Origin of the sequence: Dyadobacter sp. 3J3 (assembly GCF_009801115.1) — a bacterium.
In the GTDB taxonomy this organism is placed as follows: Bacteria; Bacteroidota; Bacteroidia; order Cytophagales; family Spirosomataceae; genus Dyadobacter.
In genome coordinates, this window is the sequence record NZ_VTOL01000033.1 from 1 (window position 1) to 18,050 (window position 18,050).

The 18,050-nt window shown below is 39.6% G+C and carries 12 protein-coding genes; 4 read left to right on the forward strand and 8 right to left on the reverse strand.

Annotation, left to right across the window (positions count from 1 at the left end):
• The 5 genes from FZF08_RS30900 to thrA all read right to left on the reverse strand — a co-directional run.
• Window positions 1-498, reverse strand: a 498-nt coding sequence (locus FZF08_RS30900; RefSeq protein ID WP_159478625.1) for an IS30 family transposase, incomplete at its 3' end; no start/stop codon positions are given.
• 663 nt (window positions 499-1,161) lie between these two features.
• Entirely contained in the window at window positions 1,162-2,058 is an 897-nt protein-coding gene (locus FZF08_RS30905; RefSeq protein ID WP_159478628.1) for a sugar phosphate nucleotidyltransferase, read from the reverse strand.
• A 284-nt stretch (window positions 2,059-2,342) separates the two neighbouring features.
• The gene (locus tag FZF08_RS30910; RefSeq protein WP_159478637.1) at window positions 2,343-2,669 is read right to left on the reverse strand and encodes an iron-sulfur cluster assembly accessory protein; all 327 of its coding nucleotides are present in this window, start codon (window positions 2,667-2,669) and stop codon (window positions 2,343-2,345) included.
• 143 nt (window positions 2,670-2,812) lie between these two features.
• A complete protein-coding gene (locus tag FZF08_RS30915; protein ID WP_159478638.1) occupies window positions 2,813-3,751 on the reverse strand; it encodes a homoserine kinase in 939 nt (312 codons plus the stop codon).
• Between the two features lie 126 nt (window positions 3,752-3,877).
• Window positions 3,878-6,334: a bifunctional aspartate kinase/homoserine dehydrogenase I gene (thrA, locus tag FZF08_RS30920; RefSeq protein ID WP_159478639.1), complete on the reverse strand. Its 2,457-nt coding sequence runs from the start codon at window positions 6,332-6,334 to the stop codon at window positions 3,878-3,880.
• 639 nt (window positions 6,335-6,973) lie between these two features.
• Between thrA and FZF08_RS30925 the strand changes: the two genes are divergently transcribed.
• Window positions 6,974-10,120, forward strand: coding sequence for a SusC/RagA family TonB-linked outer membrane protein (locus FZF08_RS30925; RefSeq protein WP_229216777.1), 3,147 nt, complete (start codon window positions 6,974-6,976; stop codon window positions 10,118-10,120).
• A gap of 22 nt (window positions 10,121-10,142) precedes the next feature.
• On the forward strand, window positions 10,143-11,603 hold the full coding sequence (locus tag FZF08_RS30930) for a SusD/RagB family nutrient-binding outer membrane lipoprotein (RefSeq protein ID WP_159478640.1): 1,461 nt from the start codon (window positions 10,143-10,145) through the stop codon (window positions 11,601-11,603).
• 107 nt (window positions 11,604-11,710) lie between these two features.
• Here FZF08_RS30930 and FZF08_RS30935 read toward each other — a convergent pair whose 3' ends face one another.
• On the reverse strand, window positions 11,711-12,472 hold the full coding sequence (locus tag FZF08_RS30935; protein ID WP_159478641.1) for a hypothetical protein: 762 nt from the start codon (window positions 12,470-12,472) through the stop codon (window positions 11,711-11,713).
• Window positions 12,473-12,688: 216 nt separating this feature from the next.
• Here FZF08_RS30935 and FZF08_RS30940 point away from each other — a divergent pair, with 216 nt between their 5' ends.
• Window positions 12,689-12,943 (forward strand): hypothetical protein, encoded by a 255-nt coding sequence (locus FZF08_RS30940; protein ID WP_159478642.1) that lies wholly within the window; start codon window positions 12,689-12,691, stop codon window positions 12,941-12,943.
• On the opposite strand, the gene FZF08_RS30945 is transcribed toward FZF08_RS30940, so the two are convergent.
• On the reverse strand, window positions 12,944-15,895 hold the full coding sequence (locus tag FZF08_RS30945) for an FAD-binding and (Fe-S)-binding domain-containing protein (protein ID WP_159478645.1): 2,952 nt from the start codon (window positions 15,893-15,895) through the stop codon (window positions 12,944-12,946). It lies immediately after the preceding gene.
• Window positions 15,896-16,135: 240 nt separating this feature from the next.
• Between FZF08_RS30945 and FZF08_RS30950 the strand changes: the two genes are divergently transcribed.
• Window positions 16,136-17,596, forward strand: a complete 1,461-nt coding sequence (locus FZF08_RS30950) for a hypothetical protein (RefSeq protein WP_159478643.1) — start codon at window positions 16,136-16,138, stop codon at window positions 17,594-17,596.
• A 125-nt stretch (window positions 17,597-17,721) separates the two neighbouring features.
• Here FZF08_RS30950 and FZF08_RS30955 read toward each other — a convergent pair.
• A partial coding sequence (locus tag FZF08_RS30955; protein WP_200837207.1) for an IS30 family transposase occupies window positions 17,722-18,050 on the reverse strand: 329 nt, incomplete at its 5' end.

The following is an 18,050-nucleotide window of genomic DNA, read 5'->3' on the forward strand; positions in this document are numbered from 1 at the left end:
CTGCTTTTCTTCTACAATTAATGGTCTACGTTCTATACCTACCCTGTCCTTAATGATGCCCCTAGAGCCTTTTAGAGCGCCTCTTCGGGCATAACGCTTGCCTTTTGTACGCAAGTGCATGTGGTACTTACCACCCGCCTTTTTGTCTTGCCATATGAACTGGTAAATTCTTTCGGCAGAAATGCATTTGAGGTTTTTTATACAACAATGACCAACGATTTGTTCTGGACTAAAATCTTCCTCTAAAAGAGAAATAACAAGCGTTTTAACATCTTCGGTAAAGTACTTTTTCTTAGCTTTTTGCTTGTGTCTGGAATTGGCTTTACTATGAGCCAAATCAGCTTTGTAAAACTTGTTTCTTTGGTCTGAATTTCGAGCTAATTCGCGTGAAATTACAGACTTATGTCTGCCTAAATTTTCCCCAATTTTGGTTATTGAGAATCCCTGCAAACGAAGTGCTGCAATTTCGTATCTTTGTTCTATCGTTAAATGTGCCATCTTTTTTGAGCTTGGTAACCCAAAGATAGATGAATATTTTTCGCTGCCGAAGGGGAAGGGTTTTGGGACCTAGGTCCCAAAACCCTTCCCCTTCGGCTTATTTTTGCAACAGCTAGCTGTTGCATTTATTAGTTGAATCTAAGGAGTAAGTATCTGGTCAAAAAGTTTATTCAGAAAATTACGATCGGTTGATCCTTCGCTAAAAGGAGCCCACTTTAAATCAATTTGATTTTTATAAAACTAAGATTTAACATGGACTTCTGCTTATTAATCAGTTTATTTTCTTTTTAATATCAGTTAGAGGAAGGTATCAGGTAATAGATAGTTTTTCACGCTTCGGTGAACCTCCGGATAATCTTAATCTATATCTGGTTGGAAAAAGCTCAGGAAAATTGAAAGTTCAAGCAGTGATGGCAGCTTTGGGTATAATTATTTCGAGGATATGACCTTCTCAGATAATATCAAAGAACTTGTGTAAAACACAAACGGCAAAGAGAACGAAACATATTAAAAAGTCGGTGCAAAACAGAAATCACATCTCTTATATCGTAGTTTCAATTAATTTTCATTTCTTTAAATAGTATCATTTTTCTTAAAAATCAAAGGAGTCAACTCTGGAAAAGTTGACTCCTTTGATTTTTAAAACTCTAATCCATTGTCTTACTACCAAAGCTTCCCCGGATATTCCCCAGCTTCATGCAAAGCCGACAAAGAAGCCTGAACCGATGGTTTATCCTCAGGATAGGTAACACCAAACCAATCAGATGAGCTACGAAAAACGCGGCAATCGCCTAAGCCATTTTTGATAATATAGGACATCACGGTAGGAATGTAAAATTCAGCTTTCGGCGTATGCAAATTCACACGGGCGTATTCTTCAAACAGTTCTTTTGTTATTGGGAACATAGAAGGTTTGAAGCCCCAGAAATTCATTGAAACAGGTGTTTCAGGAGCCAGTTCCGTTTTTACATCCTCTTCTTCAAAATAAATTTTACCGCCTTCTTCAAATATTTTGGTACGTTCAACTACCGATGATAAATTCTGATCTTCTCTTTCAATACAAACTCCTCTTGAAACAGTACCGTTTTCAGAAAGTGTTCTTTTCAATTCATAACCAATCATTGCGTGTTGATTGTCATTGGTGTCGGTTTGCAAAAACTCCGCCATAGTTGCAAAAGCACCGCGACCGTAAAAATCATCGGCATTAATTACGGCAAACGGAGTATCTGTCTGCTCCCAGGCACATAAAGTTGCATGTCCTGTTCCCCAGGGCTTCACACGTTCAACGGCCCCTAAATCTTCCGGCACATAAGACTGAACGCCCTGGATAGCAAAATCATAATCGATTTTCCCTTTCAATTTTGGAGCAAACAAAGCCTCTGCCTCGTCTTTTATTTCCTTGCGAACTATAAATACTACTTTGCCAAAACCGCTTCGAATGGCATCATATAAGGAATAATCTATAATGGTTTCATCATTAGGACCAAACTGATCAAGTTGTTTTATTCCTCCATAACGGCTTCCTATGCCGGCAGCCAAAATTAAAAGCGTTGGTTTCATTTAATTAGTTAAAAATTGAAAGTTGAAAGTTGAAAACGGTTAACTATTACAATTTCACGCTATTGATTCGTACCAATGAAGTAGAAATCCGGGAGCAAAGTTTTAATTTTGTCTTCTTGACACAATTAAATCAGGAAACGCCAAAGTAACAGCCTTCTCTTCCACAAAAAAACAATAAAATAAGGAAAACATACTACTTCTGTCATTTTTTTGGTTGAGCTTAAATAAAAAAAGCGCCGTGACAGCTCACAACGCCTTTACTATTATCCACAAAATCTAAAAATTTATACGGCAAAACTTTCGCCACAGCCACAAGTACGTGTAGCATTCGGGTTGACAAACTGAAATCCTTTTCCATTCAGACCATCTGAAAAATCCAGAACCGTACCGGCAAGATACAATATGCTTTTTTTGTCAACAATGATTTTAACTCCTTTATCTTCAAAGACCATATCCGTAGGATTTGAATCAGAATTGAATTCAAGATTATAAGTCAAACCTGAACATCCTCCGCCCAACACACCCACACGAATCTGATAATCTTCCTCGTGTCCGTCTGCTTTACGTAACTCTATGATTTTATTCTTCGCAGTATCGCTTACAGTAACCATGATCTTATATTTTAAATGCTCTGGACTATGTAACGTTTAAAATTACGCAGAAAGTTCGTTAAATGTCAATTTTGAATACCACAAAAACTGGAAAGGTAAAAAGGAAATTGTAATGTTCAGATTATGAATCATTCATCTGGTTATCAATTTCTTTCCAAAACCACCGGACCACCCTTATTAATTAACGATACATGTGAACTTGATTCAATCCCAGCGTTGGCGAAAGTCGCTTTCATCACCTCTCCCACTTTCCTTGCATTTTCAATTCCACGGCTTAAAGCAAACATAGAAGGTCCTGATCCTGAGATACTGCAACCTAATGCGCCATTATCTAAAGCAGCTTGTTTTACAAGATTAAAATCCGGGATCAGGATGGAGCGAACGGGCTCAATAATCACGTCCACCATCGAACGGCTGATCAGATCATAATCCTCCATCATTAAACCTGCCACTAATCCGGCTACATTTCCCATCTGGGAAATCGTGTTTTTTAACGAAACTTCATCTCTTAAAATATACCGCGCATCCTTCGTATTGATCTCAATATCAGGATGTACCAAGGTGCAATAGAGATCGCCGGGAACAGGAATTGAAAAAACATCCAGCGGAGCATAACTTCTGATGATGACAAAACCTCCCAAAAGTGCCGGGCCTACATTATCAGCATGGGCAGAACCGGAAGCGATCCTTTCTCCTTCCATAGCGAAAGGCAAAAGTTCCTTTCTTGAAAGCGGGCAATCAAGCAACTCATTCATAGCGACCACACCGGCTACCGCACTTGCCGCACTTGAACCCATGCCACTACCCAAAGGCATATTTTTATGTAAAGTAACTTCGCAGCCAAAATCTTTAATACCAAGATGTTTAAGCAAATGAAGCATAACGCCTGTCACAGTATTTTTTTCAGCTTTACGCGGCAATCTTCCACCATCACCAAAAATATCTTTGATAATAACGCCTGGCTCATCACGACGGCGTATTTCTACAATGTCACCAGGTTCTTCAATAGCAAAACCGAAAATATCAAATCCGCAGGAAACATTGGCAACAGTAGCGGGCGCAAAGACTTTTATATAATTCACTTTAAAAAATTGTTTTCCTTTAAAAGTTCACGCAGAGTGAGATGAGTTTCACGCGGAGGCCGTTAAGTTTTTATCTTTGCGCTCTCTGCGCCTAACTTTGCGGCCTTTGCGTGAACTCCTTTCCTTCTACCCCAAATAGCTACTAATGCTCATAATATCTGCAAACACACCAGATGCAGTAACTTCCGCTCCTGCGCCTGGCCCTTTGATTACCAATGGACGATCATTATACCGGTCTGTTGTGAAGGAAACGATATTATCACTTCCAGACAAAGTATAAAAAGGATGCTGCTGATTTACGGTTCTTAACTCAACAACCGCCTTTCCGTTTTCAAGCGTTGCGATGTAACGGAGTTTTTCTCCATTCGCTTCCGCATCGGATTGAAGTTTGGCAAAATAGTCGTCCGATATAATAAGTTCATTGAAAAACGCTTCCACCGTTGGAGCAGCCAGGCAATTTGCCGGCAAAAGCTGAGCCACATTTACATCTTCTGATTCCAGAGGAACGCCAACTTCACGTGCCAGAATCAAGATTTTTCTAGCTACATCAGCTCCGCTCAAATCATCTCTTGGATCAGGTTCTGTGAATCCTTTCGCTTTCGCTTCTTTTACAACATCCACGAATTTTATTCCTGGGCCAAATGAATTAAAGATATAAGATAAGGTTCCTGAGAGAATCGCTTCGATTTTCAAAAATTTATCCCCGCTGGCCATTAAGCCCTGAATCGTATTAATAATCGGCAAACCTGCGCCTACATTGGTTTCATACAAAAACTTCACGCCTCTTTTCAAAGCAGTCCTCTGCAAAGAAATATATTCAGCATAAGTTCCCGAGTTGGCAACCTTGTTTGGTGTAACCACCGAAATACTCGCATCCAGAAGCATATTGTAATATTGTACGATATCCTTATCAGATGTACAATCAACAAAAACACTGTTTGGAAGATTGAGCTCAATCATCCGCTGAACAAAAGCCGGTAAACTGGTTTTCACACCTTCGCCATCAATTCTTTCTTTCCAATGTCCTGAACCGATCCCGTCAGGATCAAGGAGCATTTTTTTTGTATTGGAAAGTCCGGCAATGTTCAGGTTCAAAAACTTTTCTTCCCGTAAATATTTATTCTGTTTTCTAATTTGTTCTAAAAGTGTACTTCCGATCAGCCCCACACCCACAATAAACAAGTTGAGCGAACGTGTTTCAGAATGGAAGAAAACGCCATGAATCGCATTCAGTGCTTTGGAAAGATCACTTTTTGAAATAACAACAGAAATATTAAGCTCCGAAGAACCCTGCGCCGTAGCGACAACATTGATACCGTTTTTACCCAAAACAGAAAAAAGTTTTCCGGAAACACCGGTACTTTTTTTCATCCCTTCACCGACAATTGCGATGATTGAAAGATTTTTTTCAATCGTGATACTATCAATATATCCGTAGGTAATTTCAGAGGCAAACTCTTTTTCCAAAACCTCATTAGCCTTATGCGCATCACGCGGATCAATTGAAAAACAGATGGAATGTTCCGAAGATGCCTGTGAAATCAGGATTACACTGATATTATTATGTGATAAAGCCGTGAAAAGTCGGCCTGAGATGCCGGCCACGCCGATCATCCCGCTACCCTGAATATTAACAAGTGCGATTTCATCAATGGAAGAAATCCCGGTGATAGGAAAATCTTTTTTGTTGGCATTTTTCTGCACAAAAGTACCTTCAAAATCAACATTGAAAGTATTCAGTACTTTAAGCGTTATATTTTTTGCAAAAGCAGGCTGCAAACTTGGCGGATAAATAACTTTCGCGCCAAAGTGAGAAAGCTCCATCGCCTCAGCATAAGAAATCGAAGGAATTGTGAAAGCGTTGTGCACTTTCCGTGGGTCCGCTGTCATCATTCCGTCCACATCAGTCCATATTTCAATACAATCTGCGTCAAGCGCAGCCGCAAGTATGGAAGCTGTATAATCCGAACCGCCACGCCCTAATGTGGTCGTAATACTTTCAGAAGTTGAAGCTATAAAGCCAGTAACGCATTGCATAGCGGATGCTTTGGCAAAATATTCAAGAATGAGCTGATTCGTAACTGCGAAATTCACATCGCCCATTCCGTAGGTTTCATTGGTACGGATGATCTGACGTGCATCACAAAACTCTGCTGCAATACCTTTGCTTTTTAATATTTCTGTAATTACGAGTGTGGAAAGTCGCTCACCAAAACTCATGATCAGGTCCATTGTACGTGTAGAAAGTTCACGGATCCAGGATACACCTTTTAATATATCTCCAAGTTCGTTGAAAAGTCCACGAACAGCCGCAAACGTACTGCTCTGACTTTTTACATTGATGAGTCCACGCACAATAGCAAAATGGCGCTCTTCCACCACTTTCAGGAACTCAATATATTCACTATTTCCGGCAGCAGCCATTTTTCCAATTTCGATAAGGCGGTTTGTGACACCACCCATGGCCGAAAAAACAACAGCGATTTTCTCACCGTTTGCCAGATTTTTTTCAAGAATACCAATTACCTGTTTGATACTATCGACCGAACCGACCGATGTGCCGCCAAATTTGAGAACCTTCATTTAAAGCTATTACGAATTAACAAAATTTTGAATGAGCTGTGTGGACCACCCATTTACATCAGGTTGCAAATATAGTAATTCAAACGCCTTATAGGTTGATTTTAAGAATGAAAAGCAACGCAGAAGGCTGCACTTTATCCTTTTTCTTCATAACAACGGCTACATCATTTCTCAAAAACTAAAATTTCAAAACCAGAATTTCCAGTCTCGGTTTTCATATCATATCTCTTTCAATACTTCCAAATTGAAAATTTAAAGTAGTCACCAAAAATTACAAACACGATATAATACAATTAAAATTAAAAACGCAAAAAAACTTATACTATTTAAAGAATAATTAAAATTATATATCAAAAATTGTAAATAAATGTTATTAAAATTTTCTTTTTATCATTTTTAAATAGTTTTAATTTTAAATTTTTTTACTTTTATAAAATATTATTCTGATTCAATTAATTTTAATAAAAAAGTTAAAACTTGATCATCACTCAATTTATAATATTAAAATACTTAATTAATGATCTAATTATTGACCAAAAGTTACTTTTTTTTTAATTTTATCTTAATTCTATTTTAATTGCTATTTTAATCTTTCACTCCTTATTTATTTAAATATTACTATTATCACTTAACTATTTTATGATGAGAAAACTTTTTACAACTGGTTTGATGTCACTTCTCCTTGTACTGAGCCTTGCTGGGTACGGACAGGAGCTTGCCATTAAAGGCAAAGTAACCTCCAAAGGAGACGGCGGCCCATTACCCGGGGCGAGCATTTTGGTAAAAGGAACAAATCGTGGTAGTACAACAAATGCTGAGGGCGAATTTGCGATCAATGCATCATCCAATTCAATTTTGGTAGTTTCTTTTATTGGTTTTAAATCTCTTGAAGTTCCTGTTGGTACGCAAACTAACCTGAGCATTTCGCTGGATGAAGATGCAACTCAATTCAGTGAAGTGATTGTAACTGCACTTGGTATTGCCCGTGAGAAAAAAGCATTAGGTTATTCCGTACAGGAAGTTAGTGGAAAAAACCTGACTCAGGCCCGTGAAACTAACCTGATCAATTCCCTTTCAGGAAGATTGGCTGGTGTGCAGGTAACAAATTCCAACGGAGCTCCTGGTGCTTCTTCCCGTATGATTATCCGTGGAGCAAGTTCTATCGGAAGTAACAACCAGCCGCTTTTCGTGGTGGATGGAGTGCCTATTGACAATAGTAATTTTGGTTCAGGAACTGGTGTGGATTATGGAAATGCTGCGGCTTCTATCAACCCGGACGATGTTGAATCCATCAGCGTTTTGAAAGGGCCAAGTGCTGCGGCTCTTTATGGCTCACGTGGTGCTAATGGCGTTGTTTTGATTACGAGTAAAAGTGGAAAAGGCTCAAAAGGTATCGGCGTTTCTTTCAATACCAATACTTCTTTTGAATCCGTATTTCGTCAGCCAAAATGGCAAAATGAATATGGACAGGGTACCAAAGGCCTTTTCTCCTATAAAGACGGACAAGGCGGTGGTATCAATGACGGTGTGGATGAAAGCTGGGGCCCAAAACTTGACGGAAGATTATTGCCTCAATTTGACTCTCCTATCGGAGCTGACGGAGTAAGAACGGCAACGCCATGGATTGCACATCCTGACAACGTAAATCAGTTTTATCAAACAGGAAAAACGTATACAAATAACGTTGGAATTACAGGCGGAAACGAAAAAGCGGATTTCCGTTTGTCATTTACCAACTTGAAACAAGATGGTATCTTGCCAAATACAGACTACAAACGTCAGACTGTTTCTTTGAATGCAGGCTGGAATCTTACTCCTAAACTGAACGTAAGAGCAACGGTAAATTATGTAAAAGACGGAAGTGATAACCGTAATAACTTCGGTCTATATTTTATCTGGTTCGGTCGCCAGGCGGATATGAATTCGTTGAAAAACTACACAAAACCAGGTAGTATTTATCAAAACAACTGGAATGACAATTACTGGACAAATCCATATTACCTGCTAAACAACAGCACGCGTGAAAACCAGCGTGACCGCGTGTACGGTAATATTGTTGCAACGTATAAATTAACAAACTGGCTGACATTAACAGGTCGTTCAGGAACTGACTTTTACGAAGATCGTCGTAAATCAAGAACTGCGGCCCGTCAGGCTAAATTGGGTACGACTTCACTATACGATGCTTATAACGAGGAGCAAATATTCGTACGTGAATCAAACTCTGACTTTTTGTTAAACGCTACGCATAAATTTGGTCAGTTTGATGTTACTGCCAACATCGGAGGCAACCACCGCTCAAACTTTGCACAAAGAAACTATATGGGTGCTACTGAATTAGCCATTCCAAGAGTTTGGAACATGGGTAACTCCCGTCAACGCCCGGTTGTAGAAAACTCATTTATTGAGAAAACAGTAAACAGTTTATACGCTTCGGCGAACTTAGGTTTCCGTAACTATTTATTTGTTGATTTAACAGCACGTAATGACTGGTCAAGTACTTTACCAAGTAACAACAGGTCGTATTTCTATCCTTCTGCTGCTGTAAGCGCGATTATTTCTGACATGTTCGATATCAAATCGTCGGTTTTATCTTTTGCTAAAATCAGAGCCGGTGTTGCGCAAGTTGGTAATGATACGGATCCTTACCGTTTGGCAAGTACATACAAATACGAAAATCCATGGGGAAGCACGCCAAGTTTGTCAGAAAATAACGCTTTGCTAAATGCCGAACTGAAACCTGAAATTACATCTTCTTATGAAGTTGGTACGGACATCAGACTATGGCAAAACCGTGTTGGTTTAGATGTTACGTATTATAAAAAAACATCATCTGATCAGATTCTTGACGTAAACGTATCCAACGCAACAGGTTATTTATCAAAACTTTTGAATGCTGGTAAAATTGAAAACAAAGGTATTGAACTTCAATTAACTGTTACGCCTGTAAAAGCGGGTGCTTTCCAATGGGACATCGGCCTGAACTGGGCACGTAATAAAAACAAAGTTGTTTCTCTGGCAAACGGCTTGACTACTTATCAGTTGAACACAAGCTACAATACGCTAACACAGGCAACGTCTACAAGCAGTTTCCGCGGATTATCTGTTGAAGCTCGTGTAGGTCAGCCTTACGGAACATTTTTTGGAAAAGGATTTTTGCATGCTCCGGACGGACAAGTGGTTTACGATGCACAAGGATATCCAATGATTGATCCTGTTAGCCGCGTGTTAGGAAACTTCACTCCGGATTGGATCGGTGGTTTTTCAAACACATTCAAATACAAAAACTTCACACTTAGTACTTTGATTGATGTGAAACACGGTGGAGATATTTTCTCTCAATCGATTAATATTGGTCGTTACACAGGCGTTTTGGCAGAAACAACGATGGGTCGTGAAAATGGTGTAGTTGGAGAAGGTGTTGTAAATACCGGAACTTCTGACAATCCGGTGTATGTACCAAACACAAAAAATCTTTCGTCGGAAGAATATCACCACAAATATTACCTGCTCACAAACAACGAAAACACCATTTTCGATGCGAGTTATGTAAAACTTCGTGAAGTGAAATTCACTTATATGATTTCTGGTAAAGTGATGAAAAAACTTCCCTTCCGTGACATCGCAGTTTCTGTTGTAGGTAGAAATCTTGCTCTTTTACACAGCAATCTTCCACACATTGATCCTGAGACAAGTTATTACAACGACGGTAACTTACAGGGCATAGAAAACGGTCAGATTCCAACGACAAGATCAATTGGTTTCAACATCAGCTTCAATCTATAAGTAATTCTTTAATTGATTTTTTATGACAAGCATTATATATTCATTCCGCTCAAAATTAATATTGGCAGCAACTCTTTTGTGCGTGTCTGCATGCACCGGAGATTTTGATAAACTTAACACAAACCCAAACAGTGCAGCAACCGGTACGGCTGATCTTTTTATGCCTCACGGTATTCAAAGCGCTGTTGATATCCAGTCTGGCGGATCGCTTGGGATGGATATAGGAGAAGGATTTTCTCAGCATTGGGCGCGTATTCAGTATACGGATATTGATCAGTATACTGTTTCCAGCGATGTTTACACAGCTGGATGGTCAGGATTGTATATTGAATCCCTTGCAGACTATACCCGTATTTACAAACTTGGTGCAGAATCAGGAAACACGAACTATCAGGCTGTTGCGGTTATTCTTCGTTCCTGGGTTTTCTCTTTGCTGACGGATATTTACGGAGATATTCCTTACAAAGCTTCCCTTCAGGGATTAGAAGGAACACTTCTTCCAACCTATGATTCGCAGAAAGACGTCTATGCGGGATTGATAGCTGAGCTGAAAACTGCCGGAGAATCCATCAACGTAGCGAACACGTCAATGCCTGTTGGAGGAGATATTCTTTTCAATGGTGATATGTTGAAATGGAAAAAATTTGCCAATTCATTAAGCTTGAAACTATTGAGCAGAATGATTGACAAAGCAGATGCTCCAATCAATGTAAAAACCGAGATCACCAGAATTTTGTCTGATCCTGCAAAATATCCGGTTATGGCTTCTGTTGCCGATAATATCCAGCTAAATTATCTGGACGCAACAAACAACCAGAATCCGGTAAATGTCAACCGTAAAACACGTGATGATCATCGTGTGAGCGCAACTTTGGTAGATCGCCTGACAGCACTTAACGATGCACGTTTACCAATTTACGCGAACTTGCCGGCAGATGGCGGAACATACAAAGGTGTGCCTAATGGCCTGGCTTCTTCGGATGCCAATGCGCTTGGGCTTACCAAAACATCAAAAGTTGGGAACTACTTTGTAGCTGCTACTGCGCCAGGTGTGATCATGACTTATGCTGAATTGCTCTTCCTTAAAGCTGAATTTGCTTACAAAGGGGTAACAATTGCCGGTGATGCTGCAACAAATTATACCGCAGCGATTACAGCTTCCTTTGCACAATACAAACTAGCAGCACCAACCGATTACATCGCAGCAAATACTTTGAAAGCCGGAGCTGATGGTTTTACACAGATCATGGAACAAAAGTGGATTGCATTGTATGGACAAGGTTTGGAAGCCTGGACAGAATATCGCCGTACTGGCATCCCTTCGCTTAAAACGCCAACCTTGAACACAAACCAGAATGTTCTTCCAACAAGATTGCCATATCCGGGTTCAGAAGAATCTTTGAACTTTGAGAATTTCTCCTCCGCCCTTACAAAACAAGGTGGCAAGAATGATATGAAGCTAAAACTATGGTTTGCAAAATAGACTTTAAATAAAACATAATTTTCGACTTGTATTATAATAAAAACAGGATATCAGCTTCGCGCGATATCCTGTTTTTTTGTTTTATCAAATGCTGTAAATTTGAATAGTTAAAATGCCAATCCTAATCCGGCACCGACGTTAACAACACCAATAAAGCGTTTTTCATTTAAGCGATCCGGATACTGTGTTCCACCTACATTTGCTATAATAGCGAGGTCTTTAACTTCCGCCTTTGCTCCGATAACATCTCCGCTGATCTGGAAAAACAGCGCCTTAACCAGTGGCAGACGCAAACTCAATCCGGCGCCAAAGCCCAAAGGTTTAACAATCGTATGATTTAAACTAACGTCAATTTTTGTTGCAGTCGGATCGACGTTCCCTTCGGCTGTCATTCCTTGTCCGGTTAGATAAACAGAAGGCGTGCTAGCCCTGACAATACCTCCCTGCACGTGGGCTTCAATTTGCACTCTATTCATATTTAAATAAATAGCGGGACCAAAAAGAGCGGCTCCCATTTTCCATTCTGAAACATCACTTTGCCAGGTATAAGTCCTGCCGATAGCCTGAACATAAGAATTAGCTTTTTCAATGATTGGGCCCGAATTCGTCTTGTTAACATTTAAACTTCCGGAAAGCCGAAAACCAAACCAACGCCAAATACGGTGGTCATAATTAACCTGCCCATAATAGCCAGACCCGGCCAAGCCAGCCAAGGGGTCATTTAGTTTTTCCCTGGCAAGTTGTCCAACAGGCAAGCTATATCCACCTGTTACGGAAAAAAAGTTTTTAGTATCCTGCGCTTTTGTATCCTGATTTGTTAAAAGCAGGAACGATAAAATCATGGCTGTAATGAATGAGTAGTATTTCATAGTTATGGAGTCTGTTTATAAAAAAACATAGAACTTCGTTTGAGTATTGTCCAGGAAGCTAAACACAAAGTCAACGCTTTTAGTATATTATTTGTTCGTTTAGACAGGATTAAGGGTAATTTTTTCAACACAATTACACCTAAACCTTATTTAATGGTAAGATTTTGATTTGGTATAAAAATGGTATTGCAATAAACGAACCAAATCACAACTATCATGGACAGAAAAGAAACAGATCAGGAAGCGAAAGCTACCAAAAACACAAAAAAGGTTTGGCTGTGGGTTTTAGTCGCAGGCGTTTTATTAATGGCCATTGCTTTTTGGGGAGGATTTTTTAACCATGGGGAGCAGTTCGGCAATTCAGATACTCCTTCTCAACATGAAAGAATGCCTATGGATACCACGGCATCAGACACAACCATGGTACTTAACCCGGACACAATCATGAAAAGCGTAAGAGGCACTGAATAATTAATTCAGTGCTTCCCACAATATCTCGATCGGATGTTTCGCCTTACGTCCGGTCCCGTCTTTGATCTGATGTCTGCAACTTGTGCCTGGTGCGGCTATAATAACCTCATCCGGCTGTTGACGAACTGTTGGAAAAAGTACCAATTCTCCAATTTGCATTGAAACAGCATAATGCTCTTCTTCATATCCAAAAGATCCGGCCATTCCACAGCAACCCGAAGGAATCAGCTGGACCTTATAATTTTCGGGCAACGACAATGCTATTTTTGATGTTGAAAGCGACGATAATGCTTTCTGATGACAATGTCCGTGTAGCTTAATCAACCGTTGTTCTTTACTAAAAGATGCTTTTGTAATTCTTTTCGCCTCTATTTCTCTTGAAATAAATTCTTCAAAAAGTAAAGCATTCACAGCGATATTCTGCGCATCAATTTTTAAATGTTCCGGAACCAGATCAATATATTCATCTCTGAATGATAATATTGCAGAAGGCTCAATTCCGATCAAAGGCGTTTTTTGCGTTATGATATCTTTTAGCAATTCTATATTCCGAATCGCATGTTTCTGTGCTTCCTTCACCAGTCCTTTTGATAAATACGATCTTCCCGATTCAGAATGTTCCGGAATAATCACTTCGTAACCCAGTTTTTCAAGAAGCATTACTGCTTTTTTACCAATTTCAACATCATTGTAATTGGTAAACTCATCACAAAAAATATAAACTCTGGAATGCGTTTCAACACTTTTATTTTTTGACCGGCTTTTCTCCCACCAGTGTTTCAAAGTTGTACTTGATAATAACGGCATTGATCTTTCCGGATGAAAGCCAACCATTTTATTGGCGACTTTTCTTAAAGCCGTTGTGCCAAAAACTGCGTTAAAAGCCCAGGGCGCGATGGAAGCCAGTTTCATCTGTTTTCCAAAATTTGCAATCAGGTTTGTCCGAAGCGGAATAGCATGCGTTTCATAATACTGCTGGGTAAATTCTGCTTTCATTTTCCCAACATCAACGCTCGACGGACATTCTGATTTACAACCTTTGCAGGAAAGACAAAGATCCAGAATCTCCTTAACCATTTCCTGAGAAGTTCCGATTTCGGAGGTTTCAGCTCCTGGCGTTAAATACTGTCTTAAAATATTAGCCCTTGCCCGGGTCGTATCGCGTTCTTTACGCGTGGCCATATAGCTTGGACACATCGTTCCTCCTGTCAATTCCGTTTTCCTGCAATCGCCGGATCCACTGCATTTTTCAGCCAAACGAAGCATTCCCTCCTGTTTCGAAAAATCAAAAGTGGTCGCGATCCGAGGTTGTGGTTTGTCTTGTTCATACCGCAAAAACTCATTCATCGGTGGCGTATCCACAATCTTGTTTGCATTAAAAATGCCATTCGGATCCCAGATGCGTTTTACCTGACGGAAAATTTCGTATACCTCTTCGCCCATCATAAACGGAATGAATTCGCCGCGAAGCCTCCCGTCTCCATGTTCTCCTGAAAGTGCTCCGTTATATTTTTTGACAAGTACAGCGGTATCAGCTAATACTTGTCTGAATTTTCGTTTTCCTTCACTCGTTTTAAGATTAATCATCGGCTCGACATGCAATTCACCCGCACCTGCATGTGCATAATAAGAAGCATGCAGTCCATGACCCGCAATCAGTTTTTCAAGGTCTTCGATATAATCAGGAAGATCTTCAACGGCAACGGCGCAGTCTTCAATTAAATTCACAGGCTGAGTATCACCCGGCAAATTTCTAATTAATCCCAGACCTGCTTTTCTGATATCCCAGGCTTTCGTCGCATCATCACCGAATAACAATGGATAAGCATATCCTAAACCTTCTGAAAGCAAATCGGCTATGAGAATTTCGGCTTGTTTTTTAACTTCTTCATCGGTATTTCCCCAAAACTCAACCATCAGTAGAGCTGCCGGATCGCCTTCGAGAAAAAATCTGTTTTTGGAATAAATGTGATGGCCTTTGGTGAAATCCATGATGTAACGATCCACCAATTCGGACGCTTTTGGATTGTATTTCATCGCCACCCGATTCGCATGAAGTGATTCCGCCAACGAATTGGCATGAATACACACAACGCCAACCGAAGCAGGTGGCATATCCACCAAAGCAATTTTTGCTTCGGTCACAAAACATAAAGTTCCCTCTGAACCCGCGATCAGATTGCATAAATTGATCTGATTTTTTTCAAAATTATTAACCAGTGCATCCAGCGCGTAACCTGAGTTCCGACGTGTTACGGTAGGTTTTGCAAATTGTTTTTTAATTAATTCCTGATCTACCGGATTTGACAAAATCCCCCACATACCGGCATAAATTGCCTGTTCACGTTTTCCTGCGGAATTGGCTGAAAGTTTTTTGGTATAATCTCCAACAACAGAATTATTGAAAACCGTTTCAGTCCCGTCAGATAATAATGCTTTCACTTCCAATAAATGATCTCGCGTTGTCCCCCAACTAATCGAATGCAAACCACAGGAATTATTCCCGATCATTCCACCGATCATTGCACGACTGGCAGTAGAAGTTTCCGGCCCGAATAACAAACCAAACGGAGCCAGATGTTTATTTAAATCATCACGAATTACGCCAGGCTGCACCCGAACCCACTTTTCCTCTGCATTTACTTCCAGGATCGCCCCGAAATGTTTTGAAATATCTACCACAATTCCCTTCCCAACGACCTGTCCCGCCAAAGACGTCCCTGCTGCTCTTGGAATCAAAGTCACCTTTTGTGCATTGGCAAATTTGATCAGCTTTTGGATGTCCTCAACCGTTTTTGGTAACGCCACGGCTAACGGTAATTCCTGATAAACGGAAGCATCAGTTGCATAAATCTTTCTTTGAGCAGTATGTAAAGTGGAATCATCGAAGTAAAGTTCTCCCTCAAATCCATCTTGAAGCGTATTAAAATCCAGTAAAGTCAGGCGGTTCATCATGGTCTTTTTGCTCGTAAAAGCAAGAATTTCTTAGTGTTCAGGAATTCGTTATTAACAGTCAAAGATAACGCTGAACAGCGAAAAACGGAATGATATATAAAACATCAGTCGTTTTGCGGAAAAGAAATCCGATATTGGCATAATTATTTAACTTTTAACTACGAGAAAACCAGCTATAATCATTTGATTATAAATTCCTTATTATTCATTAAAACAATGAAACCAATCTCTGCATTCATGAAAAAAATTACCACACTTATTTTTCTTTTTACCAGCCTGTTATCTTTTGCACAAAAGACAGCCACCATTACATTAACCGCCTCAAAACCCGACCAAGGCATTGTTTCCTTAGTTTTAGAAGATGTACATTTCCACCCCAACCTGGGCATTGGCTTAGCGGATACAAGGTTAGAACCGCTGGCCATGGTTGATTTTAAGGAGAAAAATTCGGAGCGTATCAATGCTGCGTTAAGTGAGCCTAAAATCATGCGGCTTCAATATAGTGGCGGCGGTATCAATAAAACCTGGATGCTTTTCATTCAGCCAGGAGATGATTTAACGGCCAGTTTTGCCGGAAATGCAGACGTTACTTTTTCAGGAAAGAATGCTGCTTACCAGAATTTTCTCAAAACTTATTTTCTTGAAAACCAGTATCAGTATTTGCCAGTTTTTGGCTATAAACCATCTCAAATCGATAACAAAAGTGTAGCGCAGCAAAGTGATAGCTTGCAAAAAGTAAGACAAAATGCTTATGCTACATTTAAAACATCTAATCCTCCATCACCCGCGTTTGAGGCTTATGTTAATGCCACAACAACTACCGAACCTTTCCTGATACACAGATTGCTTCAGGAAAAGATCATGCGTAGAAACAGAGTAAAAAAACTGGATCCGGCCCAGCAAAAGGAATTGGAAGATTTAACATTGACAAATTTTAAAATCTTACCGGACGAAGCTTTATTGAGTCAATCTTACCGTGATGAGTTGAGAAACTGGATATTAATTCCTACTACACGGAAATTCCCTCTTGATTCTTCAACACGTTATGAACTTAGTCCGGCAGCTATTACTGACGTATATCATTTCAGCAAAACGAAATTACAAGGCCATCCAAAACAAGAGGAATATCTTCAAACGTATTGGCTAAACTATGCTGCAACGGCAATTCCAACGCTTGAAACAGCACAGATTTTGCTGACTGATTATAAAGCAAAATATCCAAAATCGGAGTACACAGATTATTTTATCAAACTTTTAGAAACCAAATCAAAACTGGTTTCCGGTTCGAATGCGCCTGATTTTACTTTATTGGGAAGCGATAGTTCTGCTGTTACTTTGAGAAATCTTGAAGGCAAACCAACGGTAATGGTCTTTCAATTCAACATCGGCGCGCACGAACCCGGGTTAAAAGCTATGGAGGCAAAATATGCAGATAAAGTAACTTTTGCTTACGTTACCCTTATTTCCGGAATGCCATTTGGAAGCTGGAAAACTTATGCACAGGATAGAGCTGGTGTAAAACATTTGTGGGCTTCGGAAGACAGCGCGGAGTCGTTAAGACAAAATTATGCTGTTGATATCCGTTATCCATTTGTCGTAATTAATGCATCCGGAAAAATTGTTGAACGCTGGATACCTCAGGAATTTCCAAATAATCAGAGCTTGGAAAAGGCTGTGATTAAGGCGTTTGGGAAATAGATTTAAAAATTACATTAAGTGAACAGATTAAAAAGAGTTGTCTTTATGGCAACTCTTTTTAAATCTATTGCATCTGAATAATATCCCAAAATATTTAAAGGTGGATTCAAGTTATAAATGCAACACTAGGCACATTGTTTAAATTTTTGCTCAAATATTTCATTTGGACTTTTATATCCAAATCTTTTCCTGGGCCTGTTATTTAATTTATTTGTGATTCTTAAAACCTCTTCTTTCGTGATTAAGTCAAAGTTATATTTTTTTGGAAAATATTGTCTGACTAAACCGTTTAAGTTTTCATTCGCTCCCCTTTCCCAACTGCAATACGGATTGGCAAAAAAGTATGCTATTTTCAGTGTCTCTGCCACGCTTTGATGGTTGGCAAATTCCTTACCATTATCGGACGTAATGGTGTGTAAAATAGGGCTCCAATCCATTAACAATTCTATTATTT